The sequence below is a fragment of the Leucobacter sp. WKLB1 genome (assembly GCF_059696215.1).
Map to the genome: position 1 here is coordinate 2,071,188 of NZ_AP046115.1, position 20,927 is coordinate 2,092,114.

A 20,927-nucleotide genomic window follows, 5' to 3' on the forward strand; every position below is an offset into this window, starting at 1 on the left:
GCTCCCAGTGTAGGAGCGACCACGGACAGTTATGCACTGACTGCAGCGGACTCCATCGAGACGGCACGATCGATGGTGAACTGTCCGAGCACCCGGGTGCCGACGTAGAGCACCGCGGTCTGGCCGGGAGCAACCCCGAGAAGCGGCTCGGCGTGGTCGAGGTCGATATCGACCACGACTTCATGCGTCGCCTCGGCGCGGTGCTGCTCAGTGCGCTCCGACTCGAGGATGGGCTCCAGCCGGGCGAATGCCGGAACCGGGTCGGCGTGGGCGCGGATCTGCACCTCGCAGGCGAATTGTTCGGCAAGATCGAAGCCCGGCTCACCCGCCCAGCTGAAACGCCCACCGGCGATTCGTGAGATGGCGAGATGTTCTTTCGGACCGACGACGACCTGATTCGATACGGGACGGATCGACAGCACATAGCGCGGCTTGCCGTTGTCGGCGGGCCTCCCGAGCTGCAATCCGCGGCGCTGACCGACGGTGTACCCGTGAGCTCCGTCGTGCGTCCCGATGACGTCTCCCGCCTCGTCGAGAATCTCTCCTGGCTTGCGATCGACGTGGCCGGACAGCCATCCGCGCGTATCGCCATCAGGGATGAAGCAGATGTCATGACTGTCGGGCTTCTGCGCCACTTGGAGACCGCGCTCCGCAGCTTCCGCACGAATCAGCTGCTTCGACGGCGTATCGCCCAGCGGGAAGTAGCAGTGCCGCAGTTGGCGCTCGGTGAGCACACCGAGCACGTACGACTGATCTTTGGCCCAGGCACTGGCCCGGTGCAATTCGGGTCCGTGTGCCCCATCCTCGAGCGTGGCGTAGTGCCCCGTCGCCACAGCATCGAACCCCAGCGCCATCGCCTTGTCGAGCAGTGCCGCGAATTTGATCTTCTCGTTGCAACGCATGCAAGGATTTGGCGTGCGGCCCGCAGCGTACTCGGCGATGAAATCGTCGACGACATCTTCCTTGAAGCGCTCACTGAGATCCCACACGTAGAAGGGAATGCCGAGCAGATTGGCCGCGCGTCGCGCATCCATCGCATCCTCGATCGTGCAGCAGCCTCGAGATCCGGTGCGGATCGTGCCCGGCATGCGACTCAGCGCCAGATGGACGCCGACGACCTCGTGACCGGCCTCAACGGCGCGGGCCGCCGCGACCGCGGAATCGACGCCGCCACTCATCGCTGCCAGAATCTTCACCGCAACAGCCTACTCCCGCTTTGTGCCCACGTCGAGTCGCGCATCCGCCGCACGAGCATCAGCTGAGTCCGGCTGCACGTGCCGACGCCAGCGCTGCCGGGAGCGCTGCGAGCAGCGCATCGATCTCTGCCGACTCGGTATCGGCGCCCAACGTGAACCGCAGCGCTCCCGCAGCCGTTTCGGGCGACAGACCCAGTGCGAGGAGCACATGTGAAATCTCCGCGACTCCGGCTTGACAGGCTGACCCGACAGAGGCAGAGACCCCGCCGGCGTCGAGCAGATAGACCAGAGAATCCCCTTGGCAGCCGGGGAACGTGAAGTGCGCGTTGCCCGGCAGTCGTTCAGGCCCGACCGGCGCGCCACGAAGCACGGCCGTGCGATCGACCACCCGAACGCCCGAGATCAGGCGATCCCGCAAGGCCTCGAGATGCGCAATGCGCTCGACCCGCGGGAAGCCGGCGTCGTCGACCGCCAAGTCGAGTGCGGCGGCGAACGCAACCGCTCCCGCCACATCTTGGGTGCCGGATCGCGACCGCTGTTGGGTGCCGCCGTGCAGCAGCGGATCAGCGGTCACTCGGCGTCCGAGGAGGAGCGCCCCCACCCCGACCGGGCCGCCGATCTTGTGCGCGGAGAGGCTGACCGCGGCGGCTCCCGAGGCGCGGAAATCGATCGGCACTTGGCCGAGTGCCGACACCGCGTCGACGTGCACGGGGATTCCCTGCGCCGCGGCGATGCTGCAGAGTTCCGCGACCGGCTGCACCGTGCCGACCTCGTTGTTCGCCCAGAGGAAGCTCACGAGCGCGATCTGATCGGCTCCGTGGTCGCTGATGACCGAGGTGAGCGCCTCGGGTCGCACGCGGCCCTCCGCGTCGATCGGGAGCCAGACGAGCTGAGCGCCCTGGGCGTCGCGCAACCACTCTGCGGCCTCGATCGTGGCGTGATGCTCCCCGTCGGCAACGACGATGACCGGACCGGCTCCGGATCGCCGCCGCGCCCAGTAGATGCCCTTCATCGCCAGATTGATCGACTCGGTACCACTCGCTGTGAAGATCAGTTCGGCGTGATCGCATCCGACCGCCCGCGCTACCCGATCCCGAGCGGACTCGAGCAACTCGCTTGCGCGTTGGCCGTGCCCGTGGGTTGATGCCGGGTTGCCGACGGTACGGAGCGCGGACAGGTATGCGGCAAGGACCTCCTCGGGCATCGGAGAGGTTGCGGCGTGATCGAGGTAGGCGCGAGAGCCGGGCATGACGGGCCCGTCGATCAGTAGAGCAGGCTGGCGAGACGCCCGCGCGCGGCGATCACACGCGGATCCGCGACGCCGACCACTTCGAAAAGCTCGAGCAGACGCTCACGAATGGCGCTTCGCCCCGCATCGTCCTGGGAAGAGAACAGTTCGAGGAGCCGCAGGAACGCATCCTCGACATGGCCGCCCGAGACATCCAGATCAGCGACGGCGAGCTGGGCCGCGACATCCGTCGGCGCGGCAGCGGCCGCCGACCGAATGCCATCCGTTGTCTGTCCTTGCAGGCGCTCCAGCAGCTTCACCTGTACGAGCGCCGCACGGGCGTCGGCGTCTGCGGGCGCCCGAGTGAGCACCGCCTCCCACTCCGTCACAGCGGCTGCGTAGTCCCCGCGTTCCGCCGCCTCCACTGCGGCGATATGCGCTTCTGGAATTTCAGGCTCAGCGGGCTCCGCCGGTGCCGCGTCCGATCCCGCATCCGGCGCGTTCACACGCCCCGTGACCCCGTGCTGCTCGGCGAGCTGCAACAGCTGCGCAAGCATCTCGCGCACCTGCGCATCAGGAATCTCACCCTGGAACAGCGGTACCGGCCGACCCCCGACGAGGGCGACCACGGTCGGCACCGACTGCGCCTGGAACGCCTGGGCCAGGCCAGGGTTCGCGTCGGCGTCCACCTTCGCGAGCAGCGCTCGACCGGCGAGTTCGGCGATCACCTGTTCAAGCACGAATCCGAGACTCTTTGCGGACTCAGACCGCTCAGCCCAGAGCAGCACCACAACCGGAACGACGCTCGACAACTGCGCGACTGGCTCGAACGACGCATCAGTGACATCGATGACCAGCGCAGGGACATCGACGACCGCAGGGGCCCCTTGACCGTTCTGCGCCGCGGCAGAAGCCGGAGCGCCCGCGGGTGCTCCGCTCTGTCCGCGCGCGGCGAGGTGGCTGAGGTCCACGCCTCCTCCAGGAATCCGCTCTGGCATCTGTCGGGTCATCTCAACACGGTCCTTTCACCGGGTTTTGCGAGGCGTCGCGCCCCGGCAGCCCGGGGTGCGACGCGCACACTCAGTTCGTAACGGCGACGAGCTCGCTCGTCACACCGAGGAGTTCGATCTGCGCGTCGTCGCCCTTGCTGGGAACGAAGAAGAGCATCTGGTGAGCGACCTGCTGCACCAGCTTCTCCTGCTCGCCTTCGAGGCCAGACAGCGCGGTGATCGCGTCTTGCGCCTGCGGCTTGTAACGGCCACCGGCCGCGTCGACGATCTGCTCGTCGATCACCGTCGTCGCCACCAGCGCACCGCCGGCACCCGTCGACAGCGCGACCACGGGTGCGTCGCCCTGACGCGCGAGCGCCGAGTATTTCATGGTCTGGCCCTTCTCGTCGGACTTCGCCTGGGCCGCCGCAGCGCGCGCCTGCCCATAGTTCTCGAGAATGGTGTCTCCATCAAGGTCGAACGATGCGGCCTCGGGAGCCGCCGTTCCGTTTTGCAGCACCGCGGCGTAGGCCGCACCCACTTGATCAGGCGGAAGCACCAGGGTCGAAATGTCGTTCGCCAGGAGTGCCGTGCCGTCTTTCGCCGGAGCCGCCTGCGGCATGGAGATGCCGCCGCGCAACGCGATCACCCGTGAGACCTGAAAATTATCGTGCGGGGACTCCTGGGTCAGAATCATCGCCAACGAAGGTGACGTCTTCTCTTCCGATGCGCTGGCGTCGGCATCGGCGCTTTCCGCCCCATCGGCGCTCGCGTCAGCCGTGCCATCGGCAGCCGCGTCGGCCGTCGTCTGACCGGACGTCGAGGCCACCGTCACAAAGACGGTGCGAGGCCATGACTCGGTGCTCTGCACCAGCGCGTAGTCGAGTTCGTCATCCGTGATTCGCGGCGGCACCACTGCGTAGTCGGGTACCGCTGCGCGAATCGCGTAATTCGCCGTGCGCTGTGCGAGCGCGTCGTCGACGAACCGAGCCTCAAGCGCCGTCGCATCGAGTGCATCATCGCCAGCGTTTGCCGCTGCTGAAACTTGCTCGACGATGCGGTGCAATTGGCTTTCGTTCACCGGCACGGGAGCGATCGACGACGACTGTTCAGTGGGCGTCGGCTCCGGATCCTGCGCTGCGGCACCGCCGAGCTGCGGCCAGTACTCGGCGGAGCACCCCGAGAGTCCGAGCACCATCGCAAGACCGATCACCGGAGCCCAACGCCGCAGGTGACGTCCGGTCTTACGGCTGCGCGGTGCTGCGCCCGATGCCTGCTGTTGCTGCGACTCGTGCATCACTTCTGCCCTCCGGCCGTCTGCGCATTCGTATCAGGTGCACCGCTCGCGCTCGCGCTGCGGCGGCCCCGCCGTCCGAATGCATTGCGAATCCCCTGCAACGGACCGCGGCGACCGCGTCGTGGCCCGAGGCCCCGGCGATCGTGGTCGACCGCAAGCAGGTAGAGGACCGCACCGACGATCGCGAGCAGAGCGCCGCCTGCCAAGAACGGCCCTGCGAGAGGGGTACTGCGATCCTGCACCCACACCAGCGAGAGCTCGCTGGGGATCGGGTCCGTTCCGTTCGTCGCGATGATCACGGACTGGTCTTTCGCGAGTGCCACCGGAACACGCAGAGTCTCGTTCTCCGTGCCGTTGCCCGCGTCATCGATCGACCGCGACTCGAGCCACAAGTCGCTGCCACGCGGGTCGAGCCCAGCTGAGTCGGGCTCAGTCGAGGCCGCATCATCGGTGCCCGCGGTCGGCGCATCGCTGACCGCCGCGGGAATCAACGCGCTCAGCAACCGCTGTGAACGCTGGTCGACCGACAGCTCGGCATGCGGGAATGCTGCGACCCAGGCCTCGACGTCGCGCGTCATCGCCGTGGCCACGAATGCATCTTGACCGGAGACGACCACGTTCGCCTGGCCCGGAAGCTTGGTGAATTCAGACCCGTTGACCACCGCGAACGGCGACTCCGACTGCGTGTCGACCGGAAAGCTGATCTCTGCGGGGCCGGCGAGAAAGGTGCGCTGCCCGAGTCCCAGAAGTATGAGCACGCCGGAGACCACCAGCACTGCAATCGCTACCGCATGTCGCACGGGAACTCCTCTACATTGGCATCGGTTCTCACGAGTGCGGCAACAGCCCCACCACCCGAACACGATTCTTCAACCTGCAACGCTACCGGAGCTTCCCTGGGTTGGCATGAACACTTCACCAGAAAGCACACGCACGGGCGCGTTTCATCACGAATCGGCCCGGCCCGCACACCCCCTCGTGCGCTATCGTTGGGAAGCAATTCTGTACGCGCTGCGACCCGGTTTCGGGAGTGCGACGTCTCGACACCCAGACACCGGAGGGCCCGTGTCCGAACCAGCCCAGCCTTTCACCCCTGCGTTCCGCGGATACAACCGCGACGAGGTCGACGAACGCGTCGGCGCGCTGACCGGCCATATCTCGACGCTGCAGGCCCACATCGAGGCCCTGCAGACCGCGCATCAGCAGGTATCGCACACCGGCGAACAGCAGCGGCAGCTCATCTCGGACTTGCAAGAGCAGGTTGCAGAGCTCGGCGCCTCGGGCTATTCGGGTCTCGGGCTTCGCGTCGAGAAAAGCCTGCAGGTCGCCGAAGATCACGCGCAGCGACTCATGGCGCAGGCCGACCTCGATGCCGAGAAACTGCGTCGTGACTCAGAGGCCGAAGCGCAGCGGGTACTGACGCAGGCGCAGCAGCGGGCCGATGAGCAGCTGACGTCGGCTTCCGAGCAAGCTGAGATCATTTTGACCGGGGCGCGCAACGACGTCGCCACGCAGAGCGCGGCAGCCGAGACCGAGCGTGCGCGTTTGCTCGACGAAGCTCGGCGCGAGGCGGAGCTCACGCGAGCCGCAGTCGATCGCGAGACCGTCTCGGCACGCGAGACCGCGCACCGCGAGACCCAGGCCGCCATCGCGGCCGCGCAGGCCGAGGCCGACCGAGTGAGGTCTGAGGCACAGGCAGCGGCGCTCGAACTGCGCACGCAAACGGAAACTCAGGCCGAGACTTTTCAGCGCCAGCGAGCGGAGAGCGAGCGCGAGGCAGAACTCGAGCGCTCCCGCCTCGCGCAAGACGGTGAGCGGGCCCGTGCAGAGTTCGACGCACGGCGCCAACGCGAGGAAGCCGAGCTCGAGGAGCGATTCACCGAGCAGCAGCGCGCGCTCGAGGCAGACTTCGATGGACGTCGACGAGCCCTGACCGCTGAAGAGGAGACCCTGCGCGGCCGCATCGCGCAGGAGCGCACCGAGCACGACACCGCAATCGCGCAGGAGCGCAGCGAGCACACGCGACGCATCGCTGCCGAAGTTCAGGCGCACGTTGACCGCATCGCGCAGGAGCGCGCCGAGCACGAGGCCGCGATCGAACGCGAGCGCGCTGCCCTCTCCGAAGAACTCAGCACGCTCGCAACGCAGTCCCAACGCGAGCGGGAACGCGCCGACAGCATCGCGTCAGAAGATCGCGACGCCGCAGCAACCCGCCTCACCGCCGAGCTTGCGGAGCAGCGCAACGCTCACGAAGCCGCGATCGAGCGCGAAGCTCTGGCGCACGACGATACGCTCACCCAGCAGCGCGACGCGCAAGAGGCCGCACTTGCGGAAGAACTCGCGCAGCATCGCACGTTGATCACGCGCGAGCGCGACGAGCATGACACCGCGATCAGAGCCGAGCGCGTGTCACACGAGGCCCGTATGCGTGACGAGCAGGATCGCCAGGAGGTACGGCTCTCCGACGAGTTGGCGGCGCATGTCTCTCGCATCGCGCAAGAACGCGAAGCGCACGAAACCGCTCTCACGAACGAGCGCGAGGCGCACGACGCCGCCCTCACTGCGGAACGGTCAACGCACGAGTCATCGATCGCCGAAGAACGGCGCGCGCATGAACAAGCCATCAGCGGTGAGCGCGCCGATCATGACGCTGCGCTCGCCAATGAACGCCAGATGCACGAGACGCAGCTCGCAGCAGAGCGGGAAGCGTGGGCCACCGAGCAGACCGACCAGCGCGATCAGCTTCAGCTCGAGCTCGCCTCCGCGACGGAGGCGCACGAGGCGCGTATCGCCTCAGAACTCGCGGCTCACGCTGAGAAACTCGGAACGGACCTCGCGGAGCATCAGGACCGATTGATTTCGGAGTGGGAGGAACACCGCACTCGTATCGCCGATGAGCTCGCCACGCATGAGCGCAGCGTCGCCGAGGCGCGGGCTGCTCAGCAGCGCGAACTTGAGCGCGCGGAAGCCGATCACGCGGCACGGATCTCGGATGAAAGCACCGTGCACGCAGAACGGCTCTCGGCCGCACAACGCGAGCACGAGCAACGCATTGCCGATGAATCCGCAGCCGCAGACGAGCGACTTCGCATCGCCCGCGATGAGGCAGCGTCGGCACTCGGCATCGAGCGGGAGTCGCTGGAGTTGCGCATCGAGCGCGATCGCGCGCAGCTCGATGACGACCTGCAGCGTGAGCGCGCGGAGCACGAGCGCACGCTTGCCGCTGCCGCAGAGCAACACGCCGCCGATCTCGCACGCGAGCGAGATGAGCGTACCGCAGCGAGCGAGCGCGAGGCAGCCGCGCTCCGCGCATCGGTTACCGAGGAAACCGATCTGCTGCGCGTTGAGACGCTGGCGGAGCTCGCAGAGCACCGCCACGCCGAAGAGACGAGCCTCGCACAGTTGCGGGCCGATGCTGAAGACGCCGTGCGTCAGATGACCGAGCGCATCGAGACTGAGAGCGCTGCGTTCGCAACGTCGATGGCTCAACAGCGCGAGTCGCTCGAGCACGACCTCGCCGAACGCCAGCGCACCGCCGCCGAGGCCGCGCAGCGCGAGCTCGATGCGACCCGCGCAGAACTCGCCGAACTCCGCATGCAGCTCGACGCTGCGCGCGAGGAGTACGAGCGACTCAGTGCCGACGCGACGCAAGACGCACGTCAGGTACGCGCATCGGCCGAGCGTCAAGCCGCGGACATTGTGCTCGAGGCTGAACGACGCGCGCAGACCACCTTCGCTTCCGCAGAAGATCGCGCGACAAAGGTGCTCGCGGCCGCAGAAGACCGCATGACGCAGCTGAAGGTTGAGCGCGGTGCCGTGGCCCGCTACTTCGAGAGCCTCGGCGAGGTCATCACGAACGCACAGAAGATGAGCACGGTCGCGGGCCGGCTCGTCGAGCAACCTGTTGCCGAGTCGCTCCAGCAGGAGGACGCGGCGGCGAACACTTCCGAGGCCGCCGACAACGCGCAGGCGGGCGACGCAACGCCTCTGGGGTGAGCGGCGGGCGGAGTCGCGGCGATCACCTCTGCAGGCGATCCTCCGTGACTTCGCCCGGCAGCGGTGTCGACGCGGTCCCGACAGCTGCGACGATCTCGTCGAGCACGCGTCGCGTCTGCTTCTCCCCCACCCACAAGTGTTTGCCACCCTCGACAGTGACGAGACGCATGCGTGGAACTGAGGCGAATCGCTGCGACGCCTCCTCAGGTCGAAGATAGTCGTCGAATTCAGGAATGAGCGCGACGAGTTCGGGAGCCGCCGGCTGCCACGCGGCAACCTCCGCTGATGTCGCCCGATGCAGCGGGGGCGACAGCAGAATCGCACCGTCGATGTCGTGCTCGAGCCCATACTTCAGCGTCAGCTCAGTGCCGAATGACCAGCCCACCAGCCAGGGGTGGGGAAGTCCACGCGACTGCACGAGATCCATAGCCGCGGCGACGTCGAACCGTTCCTCGATTCCTTCACTGAACGCACCCTCGCTTGTTCCTCGCGGGGATGACGTGCCTCGCGTGTTGAACCGCAAGACCGCAAGATCGGCGAGTTCAGGAAGTCGATTCGCCGCCTTCCGCAAGACGTGGGATTCCATGAAGCCCCCGGCGGTCGGCAGCGGATGCAATGTGACGAGCGTCGCCAGAGGCTCACGGTCGACTGGGAGAGCCAGCTCACCGTACAGCGTCAAGCCATCCGCCGTATGCAACTCGATGTCTTCTCGACGCGCGCGCAGCACCGTATTACTGGAAATCTCGATCATCACTGTCTCCCTGCTCATCGCGGCCGAACTGCTCCAGCCTAGCTCGCCGCGCAGCCGCCCTCTGGCAGGATTGAGATCATGACCATCACCGCAGCAGCAGACGGATCCGCACTCGGCAACCCCGGCCCCGCAGGGTGGGCGTGGGTCATCGACGGCGACCAGTGGCGTGCGGGCGGATGGCCGCGTGCGACCAATAATCAGGGTGAGCTGATGGCGGTGCTCGATCTGCTCAATGCCACGGCAGAGCGCAGCGATGAAGCGCTCCATGTGCTGTGCGACAGTCAGTACGTCATCAACTCGGTCACGCAATGGATGCCCGGCTGGAAGCGACGGGGATGGCGCAAGGCCGATGGCAAGCCTGTGCTCAACCGAGAACTCCTCGAGCAACTCGATGCTGCACTCACGGGGAGGTCCGTGTCGTTCGAGTGGGTGAAGGGTCACGCGGGCCACGCGCTCAATGAAGCGGCGGATCAGCGAGCCCGAGCGGCAGCCACCGCATTTCAAGCCGGAAAGCAACCCGATCACGGCCCAGGATTCGCGGGCGCGTCCCCGATTCGCGATGTCGACGTCGCCCCTGCTAAAGCTCCCCCGACGCTCTTCTAACGCAGACGCCAGCAGTGTGCGTGGTAGTGCCGTCGATCGCGGACTGCCGATTCGTCGCCAAAGATATCGTCTGCGCGCCACGCGACAATATGAGCCTGACCTGGGGGCACATCAGTACCGCAAGCCGGGCACCGATACGCTTTCTCCGCCCGATGCGACGGAATATCTCGCACGAACCATTCCGCGCCCGAGCGGGATTCACGACGCGCGCCGCCATGTGCGAGACGTGAGACATTACTCACGGGTTGCAGAGCGGCACGCTGGTATTTATTCGGTCGACGGCTCTTCGCCATGGCGACCGATCACCACCAGTGGTTTGCCGTCCAGAAGCTGTAGGCGGCACTCCAGCTTCCGTATCGTCCCACCGCGTACCCATTGGCCCAGGTGAGGTTGTCGACCGGATCATACCCGTTGCCAGGAACCTTGCTGCACGGCAACGCCTGAATGAGCCCGCATGCCCCCGAGCTCGCGTTCGTCGCGTTCGGATTCAAGCTGCTCTCGCGCTCAGCGATATACACCACATACGACCAGTCGGTTTCAGCGATTCCCGCCGCAGCCATCCACTCCGCCATCGAACCGCCACCCGTGTACTTGGGTGGCGCCCCAGCGCTCTCGGATGCCCCGCTCGATTGTTCGGAGTCCGCAGTTCCCGCGGCCTTTTCTGCCGCTGCCTTCTCCGCCGCTTTCGCCGCAGCCTCAGCTTCCTGCTTCTTGCGCACTTCCTCAGGGTCGGGAAGCTCGACGACTCCGACATTCGTGTACACGAGATCAGCGTCTTCCGACGTGTTCGGGGTGAACTCCTGATGGATCCGCTGCTGGAACGCCATCGCCTCGGCATCAGCTGGCGCGCTGGGCATCGCGAACGGAGCAACCACGGCCGCTCCCAAGAATCCAGCGACGGCGAGGCCGGCGACTGGAGCGCGCAAGCGGGTCCATCGCGACAAGGGATTTCGATTCAGTGCAGACACAATGTAACGATTGTATCTCAGCGAACCCGAGCCGACAAGCGACGATTCACGGCCACCGAAGGCGCTCGCCTCATCGCGTTGCCAGGATCAGCTCGACGACACCGTCGAGCAGCGCGTCGACCTGTTCTTCGTCGTAGCCACGCCACTGAGAGTGAAACACCACATCACGCACTTCCGCCGGCTTCAGACCGAGTTCGCGGCGCTCGAACATCTCCGAGACCCGATCGAGAAACGCATCGACCTGCGAGCGACGGTAACCGGTCGCGAAGAGGCCACGGCGACGGAATCGCTTGCCCCGGGGCCGGTGGATCCGCCCTCGAACTTCAGAGAGCAACTGGCGCGTTTCATCCCACCACGCATCTTCACCTGCGTCGCGCACACGCGCACGACGCTCGCGTTCGTAGAAGACCTCTTCGAGTCGGTCCATGGCCGCATCGACGTAGCGAGCCGCGTACCCTCCCCGCTTGACCGGAAACGCCGTGCGGCGAACCGATTCGGAGGTCATGGCCTCCGCGGACCCTGCCGCGGCCTCATAGGCGCTGCGTGCAGACGACAGGAACTGATCGACCTGTTCCTGCTGATACCCGAGCTGGGTTCCGGTCGCGAGGGGAAACGAGGTATGCACCCGTCCAGTCTGCACGGGCTCCTCGGCTGATCCCTGTGAACGGCGGGCCATCAGACCACCCCCAGCATGAGCGCGACACCGTAGACGCCGACGGCAGAGGGCAGCAGCGAATCCAGGCGATCCAAGAAGCCACCGTGGCCCGGAATCCAAGAACTCATGTCTTTCACACCTAGGTTTCGTTTGATCAGCGACTCGGTCAGGTCCCCACCGGTGGCCGTGAAGAGCACTACCACGCCGATGATGACGCCGACCCACCAGGGTTGGTGCAATGCGAATACGGAAACCAGCACACCGGTTCCCGCCGCGACGACTGCGGCACCAGCGAATCCCTCCCAGGTCTTGTTCGGGCTGATGCGCGGCGTCATCTTATGCTTTCCGAACGACACTCCGGCGGCATAGGCGCCGACGTCGACCGATACGACGACCAGCACGAGCGCGAACACCCACCATTCGCCGTGCTCCGCAGCGACCAACAGCACCGCAAAAGAGGCGAGAAACGCCACGTACACGATCGTGAACAGCCCCGAGAACACATCGCGGACGACAGTCTTCGGAGGTGCCTCCCACGCCGGCACCAAGCCTTCGATCAACCGCCAGACGATGAGCACGAGCGACCCGGCGAACAAGCCGAGCAGCATGCCCTGGGCGCCCCAGAACGCCGCGCCGCCGACGACGACGAGCCCGCCGACGACCACCCCGATGCGCGGCACGCGCCGGCCCGCGACTCGAAACGCCGAAGCGAGTTCCACGAGTGCGATGGCGACCAGGGCAGCGACCAGCACGACGAAGATCTGCTTGACCAGAAGCAGGCTCGCCAGGAAGATACCGCCGAAAACCACACCCGACCCGATGGCGAAGACGAGATTGCGACCCGCACGCGCCTCAATGCGCGCATTGGTCGCTTCGAGCTGCGCACGTGTCGATTCGATCGCCGTGCGCAGCTCGTCTCGCTTCTCCGAGCCGGCCATGCGCGATCAGACCTCCAGCAGCTCGGCCTCTTTGCGCTTGAGCGCATCATCGATCTGGTCGATGAACTGCTTCGTCACGACTTCGAGCTCCTTTTCGGCACGCGAGATCTCGTCTTCACCGACCTCGCTCTTGAGCGCGTCGAAATCATCCTTGCCCGAACGACGCACGTTGCGGATCGCCACACGAGCGTCTTCCGCCTTGCCCTTGACGATCTTGACGAACTCCTTGCGGCGTTCCGCGGTGAGCTCGGGCAGTGACACACGGATCACCGTGCCGTCGTTCGACGGATTCGCCCCGAGGTTCGGCATGTCACGGATCGCCTGCTCGATGTCCTTGAGGGCGCCCTTGTCGTACGGGGTGATCAGCAGGCTGCGCGCATCCTGATTCTGCACTGATGCCAGCTGGGGCAGCGGCGTCGGCGTGCCGTAGTAGTTGACCTGCAGGTTCTGCAGCAGCGAAGGGTTCGCACGGCCGGTACGAACCGTAGCGAAGCTCTCCTTCGCGGCTTCGACCGCACGGGTCATGCGCTCCTTGACGTCGGCGAAGACTTCATCGATCACGGTGTACTCCTTAGTGATTTCGCTCGTTGTTCCAGCTTAGTGGGCACGGCTCCGCGGCCCTCCCGCTTGCTCGCAGGTCAGGCGTGAACGAGGGTGCCGAGGGTCTCGCCGCGAACCGCAGCGGTCACGTTGCCGGCGGGCTCCATGCCGAACACGCGCATGGGCATGCCGTTGTCCATGCAGAGACTGAACGAGGTCGAGTCGACAACCTTCAGTCCGCGCACGAGTGCATCGTTGTACGTGATCTTCTCGATAAGGGTGGCATCAGGATCTTGACGGGGATCAGCGGTGTAGACCCCGTCGACGCCGTTCTTCGCGACGAGTACCTCGTCGGCTTCGATCTCGAGTGCGCGCTGCGCGGCCACCGTATCCGTCGAGAAGTACGGCAAGCCCGCACCTGCGCCGAAGATGACGACGCGCCCCTTCTCGAGGTGGCGCACCGCGCGAAGAGGAATGTACGTTTCTGCAACCTGCGTCATGGTGATCGCGGACTGCACGCGGGTTTCGACACCCGCCTGCTCCAGGAAGTCTTGGAGCGCCAGCGCGTTCATGACCGTGCCGAGCATGCCCATGTAGTCGGCACGAGCGCGGTCCATGCCGCGTTGCGAGAGCTCCGCACCCCGGAAGAAGTTTCCACCACCCACGACGACGGCGACTTCGGCATCGTTCAGTGCTGCGGCGATCTCGCGTGCGATCTGACTGACGACGTCTGGATTGACTCCCAACGTGCCCCCGCCGAAGGCTTCTCCCGAGAGCTTGAGCAGGACTCGGCGCTTGCGATCGGCGGTCTTCGTCATGTGGGGTTCTCCTTCAGTCGATCTCTGCGGCGCGAGCGCCGGTGGGCCCCGTATGTACCCGAGGCCATAATAGTGCGGACACAGCACGGGACCCGGGCCATTCGGCCCGGGTCCCGGTGTCAGTGGCTAGGCGCCGACCTTGCTGCGAGCGAAGCCGGTCACGGTGATGCCAGCGGCTTCAGCGACCTTCTTGACCTCGCGCTTGTCTGCGTCGAGAGCGTGAACCTGCTCGTTGAGCGCGACCTGCTTGAAGTACGCGGTCAGACGACCCTCGACGATCTTGGGCAGTGCCGCCTCGGGCTTGCCCTCGTTCTTCGAGATCTCGGTGACGATTGCACGTTCCTTCTCGACGTCGGCCTCGGGCACGTCTTCACGGTTCAGGTACACCGGATCCGCGAACGAGATGTGACGGGCGATGCTGAGCGCAGCTTCGGCGTCGTCACCCTCGTAGCCCACGACCACGCCGATCTGCGGCGGCAGATCCTTCGAGGTCTGGTGCAAGTAGACCGAGGTCGCGGGGGCCTCGACGCGCGAGACCTTCCGGATCTCGATGCGCTCGCCGATGATGGCGGCCTCATCGGTGACGACGTCAGCGACGGTCTTGCCGTCGAGGGGTGCCGCGAGGGCATCCTCAACGGTGCCTGCCTGCGCCGCGACGATGGCATCGAGCACGCGGTCGGCGAGGGCGATGAACTTCTCGTTCTTCGCAACGAAGTCGGTCTCGCAAGCGAGCTCGATCATCGTGGCAGAACCCTCGGCCTGGCGCACGGCAACCAGACCCTCAGTCGCCTCGCGGTCGCCGCGCTTGGCGACGCCCTTCAGACCCTTGAGACGCAGAATCTCAATGGCCTTCTCGATGTCGCCCTCGGCCTCGACGAGTGCGTTCTTGCTGTCGAGCATGCCGGCGCCGAGGCGTTCGCGCAGCTCCTTCACAGCGGCCATGCTTACTGCAGCCATGTGTGACTCCTTCAGTGGTCGTTCGGTGAACGGTCAGAGATTATTCGGCGGCCGGGGTCTCGGCAGCGGCCTCGGCCGGAGCCTCTTCCGCGGCGGGAGCCTCAGCAGCGGGCGCCTCTTCGGCGGGCGCCTCGGCAGCGGCCGGAGCGTCAGCGTTCAGCAGCTCTACCTCCCACTCGGCGAGCGGCTCAGCGGCCTGCTCAGCACCCTCAGCGGGCTTCTGATGACGCTCCATGAGGCCCTCAGCAGCAGCATCGGCGATCACGCGGGTGAGCAGCGCGACCGAGCGGATCGCGTCGTCGTTGCCCGGGATCGGGTAGGTGACCTCGTCGGGGTCGCAGTTGGTGTCGAGGATCGCGATCACGGGGATGCCGAGCTTCTTCGCCTCGTCGATTGCGAGGTGCTCCTTCTTGGTGTCGACCACCCAGAGCGCCGAGGGGGTCTTGCCCATGTTGCGGATGCCGCCGAGTGACTTCTGCAGCTTCTCGAGTTCGCGCTTCTTGAGGAGGAGCTCCTTCTTCGTGAAGCCGCTGGTGGTGCCCTCGAAGTCGAGCTGCTCGAGCTCCTTCATGCGCTCCAGACGGCCGGTGACGGTCTGGAAATTCGTGAGGAGGCCGCCGAGCCAACGCTGGTTCACGTAGGGCTGGTTGACACGAGTGGCCTGCTCGGAGATGGCCTCCTGAGCCTGCTTCTTCGTGCCGACGAAGAGGATGTTGCCGCCACGGGCAACGGTCTGCTTCACGAAGTCGTATGCGGCGTCGATGTAGCCGAGCGACTGCTGCAGATCGATGATGTAGATGCCCGAGCGCTCGGTGAAGATGAAGCGCTTCATCTTCGGGTTCCAGCGACGAGTCTGGTGTCCGAAGTGGACGCCGCTGTCGAGCAGCTGGCGCATGGTAACGACGGCCATTGCCGTCCTCCTGTTCTGGGCGGCCGTATGGACGCACCGATTGCGGTTATCATCGGCCGCGGAATGCGACCCGATCCTGGTGCCCTCGGGATCCGCCGCCCCACTCGTGATGAGCGAGGACCGGTGACGTCTCTCCGATGCGTGGGCACGCGAAGTCACCTCTGACAAGGTGCTGAACCAGCATACACCAGCTCAAGCCGTCCATCACTCGTCCCCACCCCGGGCGATTCCGAGCGCAATTGCGGTTGGTCCACATATTCCTGCGCGGACACCCGCCACACGTCTCGCACCCCGACAGGCTGTCGTCATGACACCTCCGGCACGCACGCATCGGCCCACCAGGGCCTCCCACCTCATCGTGTGCATCGCAATGATCGGCATCACCGCATACTCGGTGACCGGCGCATCGACGTCCGCGAACGGCGTATCTTCTGAGAGCGCGGTGCCCCGCTGGATCCCTCCGCTCGGTATCCCAATGGAGATATCGGGCCCGTTCCGCGCACCGGAGCACGACTACGGGCCGGGGCACCGCGGCGTCGACCTCAGCGCGCATCCGGGGTCGGAGGTCAGAGCCCCCGCACCCGGCACCGTCACCTACGCAGGCACGGTGGCCGATCGGGGTGTCATCACAGTACGGGTGAATGACTCCACGCTGTACTCCATCGAGCCGATCACGGCTGCCCTCAACGTCGGTGACACCGTCGGTCTCGGCGCGCTCCTCGGCACCGTGAGCGGAGGCGGGCACTGCGATGCGGAATGCGTGCATCTCGGGGTCAGGGTCGATGACATCTACGTCGACCCCGCCAGATACTTCTTCGATCGCCCTGTACTGCTCCCCTGGTGATCGCCGCCTTAGGCGCGCGGATGCGCCTGCCGGTACGTCTGGGCGAGTCGCTCGGTCGACACGTGCGTGTAGACCTGGGTGCTCGCGAGACTGGAGTGCCCGAGCATCTCCTGCACCACGCGCAGGTCAGCTCCACCGTTCAAGAGATGCGTGGCCGCCGAGTGCCGCAGCGTGTGCGGGCCACGCGGCCCGCTTCCGGGCTCCGCCTCGAGCTCACGGGCAACCATGCGGTACACCGAGTTGCTCGACATCGCGGCGCCCCGATTCCCGAGGAAGACCGCGTCGGAAATCGCGCGCATCGATGCCACGGCAGTAGCACTCGCCGCAGCGCGAGAAGCGAGCTGGGGTCGCCCTGTGCGGAGATAGGCGTCGAGTGCCCGAGCCGCGGGCGCACCGAACGGCACCACGCGCTCCTTGTTGCCTTTGCCGATGACCCGCACTGTTCGCTCACGCAGGTCGACACCGTCGAGCACGAGCGCGCACAGTTCGGAGACTCGCAGCGCAGAGGCGTAGAGCAGCTCCAATACGGCAAGATCGCGCATCGCTTCGGGGTGCTCCGCATCACTCCGGTGCGCGACACGATCAATGAGCCGTTCCACGCGTACGTCGGTCAGCACTCGAGGAAGATTCTTCGGCGCCTTCGGAGCCCGGAGCCGCGAAGCCGGATTGCCCGGGACCAAGCGCGCACGCTCGAGCCAGGTGCCGAATGATTTGAGCGTCGCCACATTTCTCGCCAGAGTTGCCGACGCGAGTCCACGCTGCTGGCGATCCCACAGCCAGGCGCGCATCAACTCGATATCGCACTCCAAAAGCGTGCTCGCGTGGTGCGCGTCAGCGAAGGCCGCGAACGCGTCGAGGTCGCGTCGATACGCACGGATCGTGTGTTCCGAGTAGCCGTATTCGAGGCGCACGGCGTCGAGGAAGCCCCGGACAGCGACGGCAATCGATTCAGACTCGCTCATATCCATATTCTCGCTCCAAGCGACGCCCGAGTGCGAACGCACCGCGACGCCCCCCTGCCTGATCGGAGCGAAAGATTCCGAATGGGGAAATATTTCGCGGCTCCGCGTCGTTGAATACATGCGCGGGCATGTAACCCGCCGATGCGGAACCGCACCGAAGCAGACAGGAAAGCAGAACACACATGTCCAAGTTCGAGAATCGGGTAGCGATCGTGACTGGTGACGGCAGCGGAATCGGTGCAGAGATATCTCGCGAGCTCGCCCGGGAAGGTGCTTCCGTGGTGGTCACCGACATCAAGCTCGGGTCAGCCCAGACGGTCGTCGATGAGATCATCGCGGCCGGCGGCGCGGCCGCGGCATTCGCGCAGAACACTGCGAAGTGGGAAGACTCGGAAGCGGCGGTCCGATTCGCTCAAGAGACTTACGGTGCGTTGCACCTTGCCGTCAACAACGCAGGCATCGGCGCGGCCCCCGCGAACATCGGCGAGTACGACATCGATGCTTGGGATCGAGTACGCGCGGTCGACCTCGATGGAGTGTTCTACGGCCTGCGGTTCCAGTTGCCCGCGATCGTCGCGGCGGGTGGAGGCGCTGTGGTGAACATGGCATCCGTGCTGGGATCGGTCGGCATCGCCCAGAATGCGGCCTACGTCGCCAGCAAGCACGCACTCATCGGACTCACCAAAGTGGCGGCGCTGGAGTACTCGGAGCAGGGTGTGCGCACGAACGCCGTCGGCCCCGGGTTCATCGATACGCCGCTGGTGCGCGCATCGCTCTCGCCCGAAGCCCTCACCGCATTGGAGGCGGAGCACGCCACGAAGCGGCTCGGAACCGACCGTGAGGTCGCCGCGTTGACCCTGTTCCTGCTGAGCGACGATGCTTCGTTCATCTCGGGCAGCTACCACCTCGTCGACGGCGGCTACTCGGCTCACTGAGCGACGTCGCCGATGCACTGGCTGGCGATCTTCGAGAGGTGCCCGTGATTGCCAGCCAGTGCCGCGCACCCGTATCGATCAAATCACCTCACAGGAAAGGCAGGAGAATCGGTTCAGTCGTCGACCCCGCGCCTGCACCACCGGAGTGCCCCGGGAGATCCTGCGAGACTGCTACGGGGCCGGCGCCGGGGCGCCCAGTGAGAAAGCCCTGGATCTCGTCGAAGCCTTCGTGTCGCAGAATCTCCCGCTGCTGCTCCGTCTCGACACCCTCCACAAGAACGGTCGCGGTCAATGCGTGCCCCAGAGCCAGAATTGCTCGCAGCACGTCGCGGGTGCGCGACGGCTGCAGGCTCTCATACAGCACTGACCGATCGATCTTGACCCGGTCGAAGCCGAACGAGAGCAGCGTATCGAGCGACGAGAAACCGGTGCCAAAGTCGTCGAGCGCAATGAGCACGCCCAACTGCTGCAGTTCGGCGAACGTCTCGATGACCTCACGACGGTGCGAGATCATCGTCGATTCGGTGATCTCGAGCTCCAGATTGCGCGGCTCCAAGCCACTCTCGGCAAGCGCGCGCGTGACGACATCGACGAACGTGCGATCCGTCAGTTGCGACGCCGAGACGTTCACCGCCACCCTGGCGTCATCGCGCCATCGCGCAGCATCTCGGCAGGCGCGCCTCACCACCCATTCGCCGAGTTGCACGATTGTTCCGTTCGCCTCGGCGAGCGGAATGAATTCTCCGGGGTTGAGCAATCCCAGAATCGGATGCTCCCAGCGGATCAACGCCTCCCAGCCCACCACCGCCTCATCTTTGAGAGACGATTGCGGCTGGTACTGCAGCGTGAATTCTCCACGCGCGATGGCCCCGAGTATTTGCCTGCCGAGAAAACGACGCGACGCGGAGTGCTCGAGCAGTCCATCACGGTAGAGCATCGCACGGTCGTCACTGCGCTCTTTCGCGTCGTACATGGCCGCGTCCGCGCGCACGAGCAACTCAGAGACGTCGCTCGCATCTCGCGGGAAGCGCGCAATACCGATGCTTGCGGGAATCACCCGCGTCTTCCCATCGAAGTGCACCGGCTCGCGCATGGCCGCACTGACGCCCTGCGCGAACTCCTCGACCGCCTGTTCGTCTGGCGCAAGCGCTGCCGCAGCGAACTCGTCGCCGCCCAGACGTGCTGTGACGATGCCCATGTGCGTGCGGCGATGCAAATTATCGGCCGTCGCGCGGAGCAGCTCGTCTCCGGTCGCGTGACCGAGCGTGTCGTTGATCTGTTTGAATCCGTTGAGATCGATGATGCTCACCGCGAAGGGTGCAGAGTCGCTCGCCCAACGCGTGAGCTCCGCGAGAAAAGCCGACCGGTTCCACATACCGGTGAGTGGGTCAGTGGACGCTGCCCGACGCAGTGCGTTCGACGCTTCGCGGGCGACGGTGACATCGCGCGTGATCTTCGCGAAGCCAATGACGGTATCCGCGTCATCACGCACCGCGTTCACTGTGACGTGCGCCCAGAATCGCGAGCCGTCTTTGCGCACCCGCCATCCCTCGGTCTCGAATCGCCCCTCGCGAATCGCTTCGCTCAGGATGCGATCGGGAAGCCCATCGGCGCGATCTTCGCCGGTAAAAAACGCTTCGAACGACTTCCCGATGATCTCATCGGGCCGATACCCCTTGATGCGCTCGGCGCCGGTATTCCAACTCGTCACCACTCCCTCCGTGGAGAGCAGATAAATGGAATAGTCCTGCACTGCCTCCACGAGAAAGCGGAACATCTCAGCGTCGCCTTGCATTACGACCTCTCCAGCGACCGGCAGGTCACGAACGCCCCAGATACAGCGAACCCAATCATGGACTCTCGACTCCCCCGTGCGATTCTAAGACGCATTTCCCCAACCTCTCGCATCGGTGAACCGGAGAGACGATATCTCTCCAAGACGAAACACGCCGTGACGCTTCACTCTCATAATTACTTAATTTATGTCATACTTCCTGTATGGGGTACATGCTGCACGGTGGACGTGAATATGAGTTCGAGGATCGCACGCTCGCGCATCTCAAGACGGTCATTGGGATGAAACTCGCGAAGGGCGACAGTTTCTTCCTGAGCTGGTCACTCGGGATGCATCAGGGAAGCGGTCGGCACGAGGTGTGGATCTCGGAATACGCCCCGATTGCGTTCCGCTTCAGCGGGAGCAAGCTCCCGCAGTTGAACCCAGAGTGGGTCAAGGCCCTCCTCGCCGTCTCTCACACGTCTCGGGGGCTGGTCGTGCTGTCGGAGCAGGACGCTTCGAAGTGGGTCCAACGCAACCCGCTCCTCGCGGCCTGACTCCCGCCT

At 65.4% G+C, this 20,927-nt stretch carries 21 protein-coding genes; 5 read left to right on the forward strand and 16 right to left on the reverse strand.

Annotated elements, in window-relative coordinates:
* Positions 1-29: 29 nt before the first annotated feature.
* The 5 genes from mnmA to ACZF5Y_RS09435 form a co-directional block, all read right to left on the reverse strand.
* Positions 30-1,196 carry a tRNA 2-thiouridine(34) synthase MnmA gene (gene mnmA / locus ACZF5Y_RS09415; RefSeq protein ID WP_497532389.1) on the reverse strand — a complete coding sequence of 389 codons (1,167 nt, stop codon included), beginning with the start codon at positions 1,194-1,196 and terminating at the stop codon, positions 30-32.
* A 58-nt stretch (positions 1,197-1,254) separates the two neighbouring features.
* A complete protein-coding gene (locus tag ACZF5Y_RS09420; protein ID WP_497532390.1) occupies positions 1,255-2,445 on the reverse strand; it encodes a cysteine desulfurase family protein in 1,191 nt (396 codons plus the stop codon).
* Between the two features lie 14 nt (positions 2,446-2,459).
* On the reverse strand, positions 2,460-3,434 hold the full coding sequence (locus ACZF5Y_RS09425; protein ID WP_497532391.1) for a co-chaperone YbbN: 975 nt from the start codon (positions 3,432-3,434) through the stop codon (positions 2,460-2,462).
* Positions 3,435-3,504: 70 nt separating this feature from the next.
* On the reverse strand, positions 3,505-4,710 hold the full coding sequence (locus ACZF5Y_RS09430; RefSeq protein WP_497532392.1) for a DUF8094 domain-containing protein: 1,206 nt from the start codon (positions 4,708-4,710) through the stop codon (positions 3,505-3,507).
* Complete coding sequence (locus ACZF5Y_RS09435) at positions 4,710-5,510, reverse strand: hypothetical protein (protein ID WP_497532394.1); 801 nt, start codon at positions 5,508-5,510, stop codon at positions 4,710-4,712. Before ACZF5Y_RS09435 ends, ACZF5Y_RS09430 begins: the two co-directional genes overlap by 1 nt.
* 265 nt (positions 5,511-5,775) lie before the next feature.
* Between ACZF5Y_RS09435 and ACZF5Y_RS09440 the strand changes: the two genes are divergently transcribed.
* A complete protein-coding gene (locus ACZF5Y_RS09440) occupies positions 5,776-8,706 on the forward strand; it encodes a hypothetical protein (RefSeq protein ID WP_497532396.1) in 2,931 nt (976 codons plus the stop codon).
* Positions 8,707-8,728: 22 nt separating this feature from the next.
* Here the strand turns inward: ACZF5Y_RS09440 and ACZF5Y_RS09445 are convergent, their stop codons facing one another.
* On the reverse strand, positions 8,729-9,457 hold the full coding sequence (locus ACZF5Y_RS09445; protein WP_497532397.1) for an alpha/beta hydrolase: 729 nt from the start codon (positions 9,455-9,457) through the stop codon (positions 8,729-8,731).
* Positions 9,458-9,535: 78 nt separating this feature from the next.
* Between ACZF5Y_RS09445 and ACZF5Y_RS09450 the strand changes: the two genes are divergently transcribed.
* Positions 9,536-10,060 (forward strand): ribonuclease H family protein, encoded by a 525-nt coding sequence (locus ACZF5Y_RS09450; protein ID WP_497532398.1) that lies wholly within the window; start codon positions 9,536-9,538, stop codon positions 10,058-10,060.
* Here the strand turns inward: ACZF5Y_RS09450 and ACZF5Y_RS09455 are convergent.
* The 8 genes from ACZF5Y_RS09455 to rpsB form a co-directional block, all read right to left on the reverse strand.
* Positions 10,057-10,353 carry an Rv1322 family protein gene (locus tag ACZF5Y_RS09455; RefSeq protein WP_497532399.1) on the reverse strand — a complete coding sequence of 99 codons (297 nt, stop codon included), beginning with the start codon at positions 10,351-10,353 and terminating at the stop codon, positions 10,057-10,059. The two genes, ACZF5Y_RS09450 and ACZF5Y_RS09455, sit on opposite strands and share 4 nt — an antisense overlap.
* Before the next feature lie 9 nt (positions 10,354-10,362).
* The gene (locus tag ACZF5Y_RS09460) at positions 10,363-10,986 is read right to left on the reverse strand and encodes an aggregation-promoting factor C-terminal-like domain-containing protein (RefSeq protein ID WP_497532400.1); all 624 of its coding nucleotides are present in this window, start codon (positions 10,984-10,986) and stop codon (positions 10,363-10,365) included.
* Positions 10,987-11,098: 112 nt separating this feature from the next.
* On the reverse strand, positions 11,099-11,653 hold the full coding sequence (locus tag ACZF5Y_RS09465) for a DivIVA domain-containing protein (protein WP_497532401.1): 555 nt from the start codon (positions 11,651-11,653) through the stop codon (positions 11,099-11,101).
* Positions 11,654-11,703: 50 nt separating this feature from the next.
* The gene (locus ACZF5Y_RS09470) at positions 11,704-12,621 is read right to left on the reverse strand and encodes a phosphatidate cytidylyltransferase (RefSeq protein ID WP_497532402.1); all 918 of its coding nucleotides are present in this window, start codon (positions 12,619-12,621) and stop codon (positions 11,704-11,706) included.
* 6 nt (positions 12,622-12,627) lie between these two features.
* A complete protein-coding gene (frr, locus tag ACZF5Y_RS09475; protein WP_497532404.1) occupies positions 12,628-13,182 on the reverse strand; it encodes a ribosome recycling factor in 555 nt (184 codons plus the stop codon).
* A gap of 77 nt (positions 13,183-13,259) precedes the next feature.
* A complete protein-coding gene (pyrH, locus tag ACZF5Y_RS09480) occupies positions 13,260-13,979 on the reverse strand; it encodes a UMP kinase (protein WP_497532405.1) in 720 nt (239 codons plus the stop codon).
* A gap of 126 nt (positions 13,980-14,105) precedes the next feature.
* Positions 14,106-14,936 (reverse strand): translation elongation factor Ts, encoded by an 831-nt coding sequence (gene tsf, locus ACZF5Y_RS09485; protein WP_497532406.1) that lies wholly within the window; start codon positions 14,934-14,936, stop codon positions 14,106-14,108.
* A 40-nt stretch (positions 14,937-14,976) separates the two neighbouring features.
* On the reverse strand, positions 14,977-15,846 hold the full coding sequence (rpsB, locus tag ACZF5Y_RS09490; RefSeq protein WP_053353301.1) for a 30S ribosomal protein S2: 870 nt from the start codon (positions 15,844-15,846) through the stop codon (positions 14,977-14,979).
* A 307-nt stretch (positions 15,847-16,153) separates the two neighbouring features.
* Between rpsB and ACZF5Y_RS09495 the strand changes: the two genes are divergently transcribed.
* Positions 16,154-16,690 carry a murein hydrolase activator EnvC family protein gene (locus ACZF5Y_RS09495; RefSeq protein WP_497532407.1) on the forward strand — a complete coding sequence of 179 codons (537 nt, stop codon included), beginning with the start codon at positions 16,154-16,156 and terminating at the stop codon, positions 16,688-16,690.
* An 8-nt stretch (positions 16,691-16,698) separates the two neighbouring features.
* On the opposite strand, the gene ACZF5Y_RS09500 is transcribed toward ACZF5Y_RS09495, so the two are convergent.
* A complete protein-coding gene (locus ACZF5Y_RS09500) occupies positions 16,699-17,652 on the reverse strand; it encodes a tyrosine recombinase XerC (RefSeq protein WP_497532408.1) in 954 nt (317 codons plus the stop codon).
* A gap of 182 nt (positions 17,653-17,834) precedes the next feature.
* Here ACZF5Y_RS09500 and ACZF5Y_RS09505 point away from each other — a divergent pair, with 182 nt between their 5' ends.
* Entirely contained in the window at positions 17,835-18,587 is a 753-nt protein-coding gene (locus ACZF5Y_RS09505) for an SDR family NAD(P)-dependent oxidoreductase (RefSeq protein ID WP_497532410.1), read from the forward strand.
* 88 nt (positions 18,588-18,675) lie between these two features.
* On the opposite strand, the gene ACZF5Y_RS09510 is transcribed toward ACZF5Y_RS09505, so the two are convergent.
* Complete coding sequence (locus ACZF5Y_RS09510) at positions 18,676-20,382, reverse strand: putative bifunctional diguanylate cyclase/phosphodiesterase (RefSeq protein ID WP_497532411.1); 1,707 nt, start codon at positions 20,380-20,382, stop codon at positions 18,676-18,678.
* Between the two features lie 203 nt (positions 20,383-20,585).
* Here ACZF5Y_RS09510 and ACZF5Y_RS09515 point away from each other — a divergent pair, with 203 nt between their 5' ends.
* Positions 20,586-20,918, forward strand: a complete 333-nt coding sequence (locus tag ACZF5Y_RS09515; RefSeq protein WP_497532413.1) for a DUF7882 family protein — start codon at positions 20,586-20,588, stop codon at positions 20,916-20,918.
* Positions 20,919-20,927: the final 9 nt, after the last annotated feature.